Source organism: Aquimarina algiphila (assembly GCF_007489275.1).
GTDB classification, from domain to species: Bacteria; Bacteroidota; Bacteroidia; order Flavobacteriales; family Flavobacteriaceae; genus Aquimarina; species Aquimarina algiphila.
Map to the genome: position 1 here is coordinate 1 of NZ_VLNR01000033.1, position 14,018 is coordinate 14,018.

The following is a 14,018-nucleotide window of genomic DNA, read 5'->3' on the forward strand; positions in this document are numbered from 1 at the left end:
TTTTAAAACCTTGAGTATTTTATCGTAATTTGCTTGAAAGTTGTGCATATGAATTATAGTGTCGTAACTACAATTTACTGCCTTTTAGCAGTTTGCGCAACTTTTTCTAAATGCACAACGGGTTAAATATATGTATCTTATATTCTAAATATCCTTAGACATTGCAGATAAATGCAAGTCTCTTTTTTCTTTCTCTTGCGCATCAATAACAGCTACTGCAGCCATATTAATCATTTCCTCTACACTTGCCCCCAACTGCAAAATATGTACCGGTTTACGCATACCCATCATAATAGGACCAATAGATTCTGCATTATTTAATTCACTTAATAGTTTATAATTACTATTTGCTGCATCCAAATTAGGAAACACCAGAGTATTTACTTTTTGCCCATTAAGCTTAGAAAATGGGAATTTATCTTTTCGCATTTTTCTATTCAGTGCAAAATTCATTTGTAATCCTCCATCAACAACCAGATTTGGATAATATCGATGCAAATACGATACTGCATCCTGTACCTTTGAAGCATTATCATGTTTTGATGATCCAAAGTTGGCATAAGAAATCATAGCTACTACAGGTTTGATTCCGAACATCTCTACTGTTCTGGCTGTCATCTGTGCTATTTTAGCCAATTCTTTTGAAGAAGGATCTATATTAATTGAGGTATCACTTATAAATAATGGTCCTTTATCGGTCATCATAACATTCATTGTAGCAATACGAGTAGCTCCTTTTGCCAGCCCTATAAGATCTAGCATCGGTTTTACTACTGAAGCATAACTTCTAGAATATCCAGAAAGTAATGCATCGGCATCTCCTTCATTAACCATCATAGCAGCAAAATAATTACGCTCTCGCATTAATTTCTCTGCATCATATAATGTTATCCCCTTACGTTTATGGGTTTGCCAATATTTTTTGGCGTATGCATTTTTGCGATCATACTCTTCGTCTGCTTTAGGGTCGATGATAGTAATATCACTTGGATCAAAATCAATCTCTTTCATCAGTTCCAGAATAATATCTCTACGTCCCAATAAAATTGGAAAAGCAATACCCTCTTCTTTTACAGTTTGTGCAGCTTTTAAAACATCCAAGTGGTCTCCTTCTGTAAAGACAACTCGTTTTGGATTTGTTCTTGCTCTGTCGAGTAGTAATCTCACCAATTTATTATCATTACCCATACGCTCAAGCAACTCATTTTCATATTTCTCCCAATCTGTAATTGGCTCTGTTGCTATACCACTTTCTATTGCGGCTTTTGCAACTGCCGGAGGTACTTTTGCAATCAAACGTGGATCAAACGGTTTCGGAATTATATACTCTCTTCCAAAGTTAAGACGTGTTTCTCCATAGGCAATATTTACTTGCTCAGGAACAGGTTCTTTGGCCAATTCTGCTAATGCTTTTACAGCTGCCATTTTCATTTCTTCATTGATTCCTGTTGCACGAACATCCAATGCTCCTCTAAAGATAAAAGGGAATCCCAAGACATTATTTACCTGGTTAGGATGATCGCTTCTTCCTGTAGCCATAATCACATCTTTACGAGCTTTTATAGCAAGATCATATTTTATTTCAGGATCTGGATTTGCCATTGCAAAAACAATTGGGTTATCTGCCATAGATACCAACATCTCTTGAGTCACAAGATTTGCCATTGACAGACCAATAAAGACATCTGCATCTTTCATAGCATCTTCTAATTCATTTAGATCTCTATCAGTTGCAAACTCTGCTTTCTCTTTGGTAAGATTATCGCGGTCTTTACGTATAACTCCTTTACTATCGGTCATTGCAATATTTTCTGCTTTTGCGCCGAAAGCTTTATAGAGCCTGGTGCAGGAAACCGCTGCAGCACCTGCTCCACTCACTACTATTTTTACGTCTTCGATTTTTTTACCTGCAATCTCTAAAGCATTAAGTAAAGCCGCAGCAGAAATTATTGCGGTACCATGCTGATCATCATGCATTACTGGTATATCTAACTCTTCTTTTAGTCTTCTTTCGATTTCAAAAGCTTCAGGAGCTTTAATATCTTCTAGGTTTATTCCTCCAAAGGTTGGTGCAATATTTTTTACCGTTTCAATAAAAGCATCCACATCTTTGGTGTCTACCTCAATATCAAATACATCAATATCTGCAAAGATTTTAAATAATAATCCTTTACCTTCCATTACTGGTTTAGAGGCCTCGGGACCAATATCTCCTAGTCCTAAAACTGCGGTTCCATTAGATATTACTGCAACCAGATTACCTTTTGCAGTATATCTATACGCATTAGAAATATCTTTTTCTATTTCTAAACAAGGTTCTGCAACACCTGGGGAATATGCCAATGCCAGATCTCTTTGAGTTGCATATTTTTTAGTAGGAACGACTTTTATTTTGCCGGGGGTGGGCTTTGCGTGATACACTAAAGCCTCTCTTCTTTTACTTTCGATACTCATACTAAATTTAGATAAATGTGCGAATACAATAAATTGTATTAAACTATTACATATACAAAGGTACAAGTCCGATTGAGATGCAGAAATTTATAGTGCTTAATCTTTCAAAAAATAACAAATAGAAAAAAGAAGTTGTTTTTTTAACGTATCTATTGCTAATTGTGCAATCATATACCTGTTTTCATAGAAATTTCGTCAGGATACACACATTGGTTTAATTTATTTTTAAAAACAATCTATAACAATATCAATCAAATTATAGATAAACAGAATATTCCTAATAGTTTGTATTCTTTAAGTTTACTTTTTTTATCACGAACACTTCTCATTAACTCCCATTTCAGAAAAATTAACAGCTGTCTCTATTAATGCTAGGTGAGAATATGCTTGTGGAAAGTTACCTAATAAACGTTTGGTTTTGAAATCAATATCCTCGCTAAAAAGCCCTAGATGATTACTGTAAGAAAGTAATTGATCAAAAAGTTTTTTTGCTTTTTCCTCTTCTCCTATTTTAAACAGACTATTGATAAACCAAAAACTACAAATAGTAAAAGAAGAGGATGGCAATCCAAAGTCATCTTTATTTTTGTATCTATATAATAAGCCATCATTACACAATTCTTTTTCTGTTGCCTTTACCGTACTTATAAAACGTGGATCTTTTGCATCTATAAATCCATAAGATTCCATTAATAAAGTAGAAGCATCTAAATCACTAGACCCATAAGATTGTGTATATGCTTGTACTTCTTCATTCCAGGCATTTTCATAAATATCATTATAAATACGATCCCGAAGTGCTTTCCAACGTTTGTTCTTCCCTTTTTTATTAATAAGTTCACCAATTTTAATTGCTCTGTCAACAGCTACCCAACATAACAATTTAGAAAAAGTAAAATGTCGTTCTTCGGTTCTAAATTCCCAAATACCCTTATCTGGTTTTTCCCAATTTACATTTACAATATGTACAATACTTTTACTAATTGTCCATAAACTCTCGTTATCATCTACGGTACATTCAAACTTTACAAATTGCTGATAAATCACATTCATTAAAATTCCATAAATATCATTTTGTTTTTGATGAAATGCAGCATTTCCGATACGAACCGGACTAGAGTTTTTATATCCGCTTAAATGATCTAATGTTTTTTCTGTAAGGTCTTTTTCTCCATTAATTCCATACATAATCTGTATTTTCTCATCCTTATCCGGTATGATATCAATGATAAACCTTAGAAAACGTTGTGCAACATTTTTATGTCCAAGATCTGAAATTACTTTAATAACCATAGAAGCATCTCGAATCCAACAAAAGCGATAATCCCAATTACGAACTTCGCCTATGGTTTCTGGCAATGAAGTAGTTGCAGCGGCTAATACAGCTCCAGATTTTTCATAACTCAATAACTTGAGCACAAGAGCACTTCTTAATATTTCATCATTATATTTTGCATATGTGGTTGTTTTTTCGCTCCAATTTAACCAATACACACGGGTTCGTTGTAATTTAAGATAACAGCGCTCTAAAGTTTGTTCCAGAATTTTTTCATGGTAACTAATCAGAAAATAAGCATGATCGGTTAATGTAATTTTTTCTCCGCTCAGTATGCCCTCCAAATCCAAATCTGAGTACAAATATAAGGTGTCATATTTATCCTTATTGGTAATACTTTTTATGTAATTTTCTGTTTTTTTTGAATACGTTTCTTCCTTTGCATATTCAAGCTTTGGATTATATTTTACTCTGAAAGTAGGTTTTCCGGCAATTAATTTGATATACCTTATAATATCTGCCGGATTATGATAACTCCCATCTTCATTTTGATATCTGGGCATAAAATCTATACTCTCAAAAATATCTGTTCCATTGTTGAACTCTGTGACCAGGATATTGGTTTTATGAATATACTTTTGTGATACTTTGTAATCATCAGAAACCAGGATTTCGAAAGAACCACCTTTTTGTTCATCTAAAATTTTTGCAAATACCGAAGAAGAATCAAAGTTAGGCAAGCAACACCAATCCAAAGATCCGGTTTTTGAAATTAGGGCTGCGCTTCTACAATTTCCAATAATTCCATAATCGAGATTATCCATAGGCTCAAAGTTCTTTTTAATTGCTGTTTTTAAATCCTTTTTTCCGAAATTTAGCAAAAAACAAAAACAAAAAACCAAATTTAAACACTGTTTATGAGTAAAACTATTATAATCTCAAATAGACTACCACTTCAATTAAGAATCGATAATAATTCTATTGAAACTACTCCCAGTGTTGGCGGATTAGCAACAGGTATGAAATCGGTACATTCTGGTAGTGATAGTATATGGATAGGCTGGAGCGGTCTTCCAGAAGAAAAACTAGATAAAAACTTAGAAGAATTAGTTGCTAATGCCTTAAAAAAACATCAATGTGTAGGGGTTCCTCTGACTGAATATGATATTGATAAATTTTATTTTGGTTTTAGCAATAACACCTTATGGCCATTATTCCATTATTTTATGGAATACACAGAGTTTGAAAAAGATACTTGGGACGCCTATTATGACGTAAATCAAAAATTTGCAGATGTTGTCATAGAAAATCTTAATGAAGGAGATACTATTTGGGTTCATGATTATCAATTATTGTTATTGCCAGAAATGATTCGAAAAAAGAAACCTAACGTTTCTATAGGATTCTTTTTACATATCCCTTTTCCATCATATGAAGTTTTTAGAACAATTCCTTACAGAAAAGAACTTCTCAAGGGTATGTTAGGGGCTGATCTTATTGGATTTCACACATACGATTATGAACGTCATTTTTTAAGTGCTACTCAGCGTATATTAGGTCATGAAATTAATTTTAATAATGTACATCTTGATAATCGAATTGTAAAAGTTGATTCTTTTCCAATGGGTATTGATTATGAAAAATTTTACAATGCTGCTTTAGACCACGACCAAAAAGAGAAAAAGGAAAAAACTGAAATTCAACAAGAAATAGATAAACATTATAACGCAAAACTTATATTATCTATTGATAGGCTTGACTATACCAAAGGAATTGCAAACAGGTTGAGAGCTTTTGAGTATTTTTTGGAAAAATACCCTCAATTTAAAGGTAAAGCAAGATTGGTAATGCTTGCGGTTCCATCTCGATCTGACGTACCACAATATCAAATCTTAAAAAATGAAATTGACCAATTAGTAGGTCGTATTAACGGAAAGTTTGCAGAAGTTAGTTGGACACCTATCTGGTATTTCTATCGCTCAATGCCTTTTGAAAACCTGATCGACCTGTACACTTCGAGTGAAGTTGCTTTACTAACACCCATAAGAGATGGTATGAATTTGGTTGCCAAAGAATACGTAGCCTCTAGAGTAGATAAAAAAGGGGTGTTGATTTTGAGTGAAATGACAGGAGCTTCTAAAGAAATGAGTGAGGCTTTGATTATTAATCCAAATAATTTTGAAGAGATTGCAGACACCCTCAAGTTTGCTCTCGAAATGCCTGAGGAAGAACAAATTAAAAGAAACACTGCTTTACAGAAACGACTAAAGAGATACAATGTCGAAAAATGGGCTAATGACTTTATGGAAGCATTAGAAAACACCAAAACCAATGCAAAAAAAATATTATTAAAAAAATTAACTCCCTCTATCAAAGACGCTATACTGTCTGATTTTTTAAACGCTAACAAAAAAATATTTTTCCTCGATTATGATGGAACATTAGCGCCTTTTGAAAAATTACCTGAAAATGCCAAACCAACTCAAAAAATATTTGATATCCTAGATGCTATTCATAAAGCTCCTAATACAAAATTAATTATCATAACGGGTAGAGACAAGGACACCTTTAACAGATGGTTTGGCCATAAAGACTACACACTAATTACAGAACATGGTGTTTGGCTTAAAGAAACAGAAAAAGATTGGGAACTACTTGAAAGAGTAACCAACAAATGGTTTGAGTCCATTTCGCCAGTATTAGAATCCTTTACAGATCGTACTCCTGGATCCTTGATAGAAGAAAAGAACTATTCTCTGGCTTGGCATTTTAGAAGTGTAGATCCAGATCTTGGTAAAAAAAGAGCTATGGAACTCAAAATGACTATCCAACATTTAATAGCAAATCACAATCTTGAAATTCTAGAAGGAGATAAGGTATTAGAAATTAAGGTAAGTGGCGTTGACAAGGGAAAATCTGCTGCAAAAATGTTAGTCGGACAAAGCTATGATTTTATATTTGCTATAGGCGACGATTGGACCGATGAATATATGTTTAAAGAATTACCTGATTTGGCATATACGGTTAAAGTTGGTTTAAAGAAAACTGTTGCTCGATATTATGTCGAAGACACCAACCAGGTTCATGAACTTCTTAGTTCATTTAAGTAATATAAACTTAGCTCGTTGTGAATTTAGACTTTAAAAAATAACAAATAGAAAAAAGGACTATTATTTCTAACGTATCTATTACCAATCATGTAATCACATATTTGTTTTTGTAAAAATTTCGTCTGGATCTATGAGTTGATCTAGTTTATTTTTAAGATCTATTGGTAAAAGACTTAATCCTAGTTGATAAGAGGCGTTCATCCACCCAAAACCACTGGGAGTGATATAATCGAATTCTGTTCCTACATTACCATATTCTGCATATACCTTATGTGTAGCATCCACTACATCATATTTTTCGGGTATCGTACCATTATAATTTACTGCATTTTTGGTAATCGTCCATAACCAACGATATATTAGTTCTTGTGCTTCATTATCATATCCATAAGTCATCAATCCTTTCCAAAGTAGCATTTGATGTGGAGCCCACCCATTTGGATAGTCCCATTGCCTTTGTGGGGCATTAGGGTCATTTTTGTCTGTGATATCTGTAGTCCCCGAAATCCCTCCTTTTTGAACCAAATTTTCGAATAATCCTTCCAACAAAACAGATGCTTGCTTTTTACTACAGATTCCTGCCCATAATGGATAAAAATTGGTTGCAGACACCACAGGTACTTGCTTTTGGATTATAAAATCATAATCATAAAAAGAACCTTTTTCTTCATTCCACATCAATACATTCATCATTTTTTTTCGTTCTTCTGCTTTTAGTAACCAAATCGCTGATTCATATTTCGTTCCATTGACCTCAAAAGCATTATCAAACACGTTCTTTATAAGATATGCAATGTCAGTTTCATATTTATACAATAGGCTATTTAAGCCAACGGTATTTAAATTGGCGCATACTCCATCCAATCGATTAGATGTATCATGACCGCTTTCTCTCATCGAACGGTCATGAGTAAAATAGGAATCTAATTCTGTATCGATTAAATCTCGATTTCTATATTTTTCTTTAAATTCTTCTAGAGATAATTGATGTTTTTCTGCATACTTTTTTAGTTCAAAATCAAAATGACCTTCTTCTGTTTCTGGAGGCATTCCTATACCTTCTCCATAAAAACGATTAAGTCCTGTATTGGTTAACCTAATCCCTTTTTTCATCCAGACTGTTTCATATTCCTGAATGACCATTTTTAGGTTTTCGGCTATCCATTCTTTTGAAACTTTAGGGTTATTAAGATAGACCTCTTTAACCAAAGAACTAAAAAAAGGAGGCTGTGTACGAGTTAAGTAATAACTTCTGTTGGCATTAAGAATTTTCCCATAGTGTTTAATCTGGTAGGCAAAATTATCTGCCATAACCATAGCCAAATCTGCCCTGCCATCAATTAACAATCCTATAGATTCAAAATAACTATCCCATCCATACATTTCATTAAACCTTCCTCCTGGCACTACAAACAGTTTTCCTTTATATTCTTTATCAATTGCATCATGAGCAAGGTTAAGGATTCCTGGTTTTTGATTTATTTTGTTCACATATTCAGGCGTGATTTCTTCTGGAAGGATAACAACCTCCAGTTTTGAAAACTCTGTTGTAAGGGTATTAAAATATTTTGCAGCTGCAGTATCTCGATGTGGGATGTATAGTCGCAGTGTATCGGTAGTAGATTTTGTATCTTCTAAAACCTTTGCTAATCCTTGTTTATCAATAGATCGAGTTAGGTTATTCCAAAATCGAGTTTTGATTAATCTTGAAATACGATCTGTAGGTTTCTCAGTAATCTTATCGATATCAATGGATTCATCATCCCCGGTGATTGCTAGCTCTTGAAGAAGGTTTGACAATTGGTATGTCCCCTCTATTAAAAAAGACACTCCTTTTTGGTTAACAAATTCAAATCTTTTAGGCCCTTTATCTTCTATAGTAATTTTCTTATCTCCATCAGTGTCTTCTTGTTTGATTAATTTTTCTAACAGAAAAGCATGATTTAAATATTCAGGTTTCTGTTCTTGTTGACAAGCTACCAAAATTACTATCACAAATAGCCCAAGTATATATTTGAATTTAATAGTATTCATCATCTTATTTTCTTACCAAAAAAAACCTACTACAATTGCTGTTAAGATCAAAAGAATAACTGATAATATCCTATAATTTTTATACCATGATATTCCGGCAAGTTCTTTTGATTCTTCTGCAAACATAGCTTTCTTGTATGTGTATTCTTTTATTTGTTGTTCTGATTGCGGTTTAGTGAATAAACTCACAATTACATGGATCAATATACAAATTACAAATAACCAAGTCGCCTTTGCCAGAAAGTGCAATTCATTGATTTCTAGTACCCAATCAAAAGACTGTGACAAAATCATAAATATGGCAAGGGAAAAACCTGTTAGTAAACTCACAATAGATCCTGTTCCATTTGCACGTTTCCAAAACAAACCAAGAATAAATGTAGACACTGCTGGTGGACAAGTATACGCAATTACTAATTGTAAATATGTCCATAGAGAATCACTGACACTTTCTATAAACGGAACCCAGGAAATTGCTAAAACCACAAGAATTATCGTGGTAACCTGACCAACCCTTACTAATTGCTTACTTGTTAAATCAGGTCTCATTTGTTTTACAAAATCCATAGTCACTAATGTAGAAGCCGAATTAAATGTTGCCGAAACAGATGACATCATCGCTGCCATTAAGCCTGCAACTACCAATCCTAAAACTCCGACGGGTAACAACTGAAATAGTAATACAGGATAAGTTAGATTAGGACAATCTGCAAGATTATTACAAATTTCACCATTGGTCAATTCATAATTAAGTCCTGTTATATCTAATGTACTAAATAAAAGCAGTGCTAAAACACCCGGAACTACCATAATAAAAATTACAGGTAATTTAAGCAACCCTGCAAAAAGAGCTCCCCATCGGCCATGATTTAAATCTTTAGCTCCTAATACACGTTGTACCATGAATTGATTATTTGCCCAGAAATAAAACCCTAACAAAGGAACACCAGTAAGTAATCCCCACCAAGGCATAAACTCATCATTAGAAGGTCTTACTAAACTAAATACTTCACTAGAATTTTTTGGTATAAATTTTCCTTCTGCTGCTCGATCTCCAAAATTAACATCCCCTGCTGATAACATAGTGTCGAGTTTGGCCATCATACCAGACCATCCTCCTCCTAATTGGTCAAAAGCAAAATACGTTAATAGACATGAACCCAAAATTAACAATATTGCCTGGATAACCTCTGTCTGGATTACAGAGTTTAACCCTCCGGGAATCGTATATGCAGCCGCAGCCACAGCAAGAATAATAAGGATCAATGTCGAATCCATTGATGGAAACAATAAGGTTAAAACAATTTTACCTACATATAATCCGGCAGCAGTATCTACTAAAATATTACCCACTACTGTTATAAAAGAAAAATAATATCTGGATCTACTATCATATCTCCTTTCTAAAAACTCTGGCATAGTATATACCCCTGATCTTAGATAAAAAGGTAAAAAGAATATGGCAAAAAATATCAGAACCACTACTGCATACCACTCATAATTATACACATTTATATTGGTTTGATATGCGTCTGAAGCGAGTCCAACTAATGTAGAACTCGAAATATTTGCTGAGAACAAAGCAATCCCTACAATAGGCCATGTCATCGTTCTACCTCCAAGGAAATAATCCTCAGAACTCCCTCTCTTGGATTTGGAAATCCCGTAAATAATAATACCGACTAAATATACTACGATTACCGCAATGTCGATATAAGATAATTCGTTCATGTGTGAAGTGTTTTATGCTAAATCAAAGAATATTTGTTTTCAAAGAATAAGATCTAGGGGGTACCTTAAAAACTAAAATTGTTTACTTTTTGTTAAATTATCTGATGAATATACAAGATAATTCAAAATTGGATACGATTTTGATATTCAAAATAGCCTCAACTCAAAATGCAAACGTTTGTATTATGAAATTTGTAATAAAAACTCTGTTAATCCTCTAAAAATCGAATGTTTCTTTGTAACCCAGAGAACTTGGTTCTTTTTACTGCAGATTTCTGAAAAACTTTTGAAAATACTTCCTGAGTAATTTCTTGCCAATCTTTTTTGGTCATTTCTAACAACTCTGGTTTTGGATGAAACAAAGGTTCATTATGAGGTTTAGAGAAACGATTCCAAGGACATACATCCTGACATACATCACAGCCAAACATCCAATCATCAAATTGTCCCTTATAACCATTAGGTATCTCTTCTTTTAATTCTATAGTAAAATAAGAAATGCATTTACTTCCATCTACTACATATGGCTCTACTATAGCTTGAGTAGGACATGCATCTATACAGGCTGTACACGTTCCGCAATGATCAGTAACCGGGGTATCATATTCTAATTCGAGATCGACGATTAATTCTGCAATAAAATAAAAAGAACCAACTTGTTGCGTAAGTAGGTTACTATTTTTACCAATCCATCCCAAACCACTTTTTGCCGCCCAGGCTTTATCCAAAACCGGAGCAGAATCTACAAAAGCACGCCCATAGACATCTCCTATTTCTTCCTGAATAAAAGATAGCAACTGTTTTAATTTGTCTTTTATTACAAAATGATAATCGGTACCATAGGCATATTTTGAAATTTTGGGAGCTTCTGAGTCTTGCTGTACTTCAGAAGGAAAATAATTAAGGAGTAAGGATATGACACTCTTAGCATCATCAACAAGTAGAGTCGGGTTCAGTCGTTTATCAAAATGATTCTCCATATACTGCATTTGGCCATGCATATTATTATTAAGCCATTGCTCTAACCTTGGAGCCTCTTGTTCAAGAAATTCTGCTTTAGAAACTCCACAAGATAAAAAACCAAGGCGTTTTGCCTCTGCTTTTATCAATTGGGTATGTTTGGCTTTAGAATTCAATTCGATAAAATATTATTACTGTGTTTTTGCTAAAGTACAACGATTGCTCAATATAGATTAAAATTGATACTGCTATTATTTTCTAAAATCTATTACTTTTTTCTTTCTACCAAAAAAGAAAAAATGTTTTTTATACCTTAGAGGAATACAAACTCCCCCTAATGAACCCATCGCTTATCCATATTTTAACTAACAGCAGTCCAAAAGAAATTAGTCGGTTGTATTTTTCTTATAAGAAAGCTTTCTTAAATTTTGGTAAGAAACATAAAACCGAAGCTGATATCATAATTGATATTTATAAGGAAGCATTTGTTGTACTAAGAAAACATTGTATACAAGGAAAACTGAATCAAATCAAAGGCTCTATTAAGCCTTATTTATTTGGAATTGGCAAGACCATGTTATCTAACTACCAAGAAGACAGCACTTCTCCTGATTTACAATTTTCTTCTACGGATAGCAAATTTGTGGAAGTAGAATTAGATGCACCCATTACATTATCTAAGGAACAAAAAGTTTTACATCAGTTTTTTGGCACACTTGGAGAGCGCTGTCAGGAAATATTAATATTATTTTATTATAGAGGTCTAGCTATAGAGGAGATTGCCGACAGACCAGGATATGAAAATATCACTGTAGTAAAAAACAAAAAATCACTTTGTACACAACAACTTAAAAACCTGAATGCAGGTATAGAGAATGAAATTGAATTTCAGGGAAATCTTAAAAGAATAACTGAAGATCATGATTCACAAAATTTTCGATTATTACTTTCTGACATAGAATCTAAAGGTCCTATTCATGAAAAAAGAAAAAAGAAAATAAAATGGTGGCTCGTGTTAGCTTTAATACTTGTCATTATCACATTGGTATATTTCCTAAAATACCACACAGAGATTCTAAAACAAATAACATAAAGTCCCTTAAAAATACTTATCTGGAAGTAAAAGTTAAGGGGGCTTCCATTGGTTTTAATGTAATCAAAGGTTTTACTTCAATACTATCAAGACTGGTTTGAATTTTATATTTCCTGATCATACTACTTATTGCCAGAATCATTTCGTACATCGCAAAATTATTACCAATACACATCCGTGGCCCTAAGCCAAAAGGGAAATATTGATCAGAATACTCTTTTTTATCAACTTCTGGACTAAATCGCTCTGGATTAAAACTTTCTGGGTTTTCCCAAAAATTCATATGCCTATGTATTTCAAAAAAAGAAATAAGCACGGTAGTTCCTTTTTTAAGAAAAAGATGATTATATGAATCGTCTTCTATGGCAACTCTATCAGAAAAATATGCAGGAGGATATAATCGCATTGCTTCTTCGATACATTGTTTTGTATATTGATACTTTGCAATCTGTTCTATTGGTGATTTATTTTCTTCATCTCCAGAAACCTCTTTGTATATTTTTTCTTGAATCTCAGGATGTTTTGCAAGCAACAGCAAGGTAAATGTTAAAGCATTAGAAGTAGTTTCATGACCTGCAGTAAACAATATCAGAATTTCATCAATTAATTGTTCATTACCCATTGCGGTTCCATCTTCATATCGAGATGCTAACAACATATCCAACAGGTCATTGTATTCTACCTTAGACGCTCTTCTTTCTTCAATAATAGTATTGAGAATATCTCTGGATTCTCTTGTTAATGTAAGGGTATCTTTGACCTTTCCTGTAAGATAAAACCACCACCGTTTATAGGGTTGTCTTATTTCTTTGATGAGAAATTGTTGTGCAGCTTCTGTTATGTGTTGCAATCGAGATATGGTTTCACCTTCATCGGTATAACTAAACAATGATTTTGCAACTACCTTAAATGCTAAATCACTCATTAAGGGAAAAACATCTAATTCTTTGTTAGGTTTTATTTTTAAAAGTTCTTCTCTAATTACTTCGGTAATTGTATCTATTAGAGTTTCTAATTTTTTCTTATGAAAAGCAGGTTGAATAAGTCTTCTTTGTTTCAGCCATTTTTCACCTTCAGCTGTCAATAAGCCTTCTCCTATATATTTAGCAAGATCTTTGGTTTGCAGTGATGACTTACTATATTTTCTATGTTGTTTCTGCAACATATGTTTAGCAAAACCTGCATCTCGTGTAAAAATTACAGATTTCCCGAATCCTAATTTTACTTCAAAAACATCTCCATGTTTTTCAAAATTCTCATGATGAAAAGGAAGCGGATTCTTGAGAATACGATTGGCATTGTTAAGTACATTAAAAAAAGAAACTTTGGGGATATCGTTACCCATTACAAAATAATTTGT

At 33.3% G+C, this 14,018-nt stretch carries 8 protein-coding genes; 2 read left to right on the forward strand and 6 right to left on the reverse strand.

What is annotated here, in order from left to right; genetic code table 11:
• Positions 1 to 144 precede the first annotated feature (144 nt).
• A complete protein-coding gene (locus tag FOF46_RS15745) occupies positions 145 to 2,454 on the reverse strand; it encodes an NADP-dependent malic enzyme (RefSeq protein ID WP_109435604.1) in 2,310 nt (769 codons plus the stop codon).
• Positions 2,455 to 2,766: 312 nt separating this feature from the next.
• Entirely contained in the window at positions 2,767 to 4,554 is a 1,788-nt protein-coding gene (locus FOF46_RS15750; RefSeq protein ID WP_143917111.1) for a glycoside hydrolase family 15 protein, read from the reverse strand.
• A gap of 93 nt (positions 4,555 to 4,647) precedes the next feature.
• Between FOF46_RS15750 and FOF46_RS15755 the strand changes: the two genes are divergently transcribed.
• Complete coding sequence (locus FOF46_RS15755; RefSeq protein WP_143917112.1) at positions 4,648 to 6,840, forward strand: bifunctional alpha,alpha-trehalose-phosphate synthase (UDP-forming)/trehalose-phosphatase; 2,193 nt, start codon at positions 4,648 to 4,650, stop codon at positions 6,838 to 6,840.
• A gap of 93 nt (positions 6,841 to 6,933) precedes the next feature.
• Here FOF46_RS15755 and FOF46_RS15760 read toward each other — a convergent pair whose 3' ends face one another.
• From FOF46_RS15760 to queG, 3 genes are all read right to left on the reverse strand, one after another.
• The gene (locus FOF46_RS15760; protein ID WP_143917113.1) at positions 6,934 to 8,874 is read right to left on the reverse strand and encodes a trehalase family glycosidase; all 1,941 of its coding nucleotides are present in this window, start codon (positions 8,872 to 8,874) and stop codon (positions 6,934 to 6,936) included.
• A 12-nt stretch (positions 8,875 to 8,886) separates the two neighbouring features.
• The gene (locus tag FOF46_RS15765; protein ID WP_143917114.1) at positions 8,887 to 10,605 is read right to left on the reverse strand and encodes a sodium:solute symporter; all 1,719 of its coding nucleotides are present in this window, start codon (positions 10,603 to 10,605) and stop codon (positions 8,887 to 8,889) included.
• A 209-nt stretch (positions 10,606 to 10,814) separates the two neighbouring features.
• Positions 10,815 to 11,741: a tRNA epoxyqueuosine(34) reductase QueG gene (gene queG, locus FOF46_RS15770; protein WP_109435608.1), complete on the reverse strand. Its 927-nt coding sequence runs from the start codon at positions 11,739 to 11,741 to the stop codon at positions 10,815 to 10,817.
• Between the two features lie 161 nt (positions 11,742 to 11,902).
• On the opposite strand from queG, the gene FOF46_RS15775 reads away from it, so the two are divergent.
• Complete coding sequence (locus tag FOF46_RS15775; RefSeq protein WP_143917115.1) at positions 11,903 to 12,658, forward strand: RNA polymerase sigma factor; 756 nt, start codon at positions 11,903 to 11,905, stop codon at positions 12,656 to 12,658.
• A 16-nt stretch (positions 12,659 to 12,674) separates the two neighbouring features.
• On the opposite strand, the gene FOF46_RS15780 is transcribed toward FOF46_RS15775, so the two are convergent.
• Complete coding sequence (locus FOF46_RS15780) at positions 12,675 to 14,003, reverse strand: cytochrome P450 (RefSeq protein WP_109435610.1); 1,329 nt, start codon at positions 14,001 to 14,003, stop codon at positions 12,675 to 12,677.
• Positions 14,004 to 14,018 lie beyond the last annotated feature (15 nt).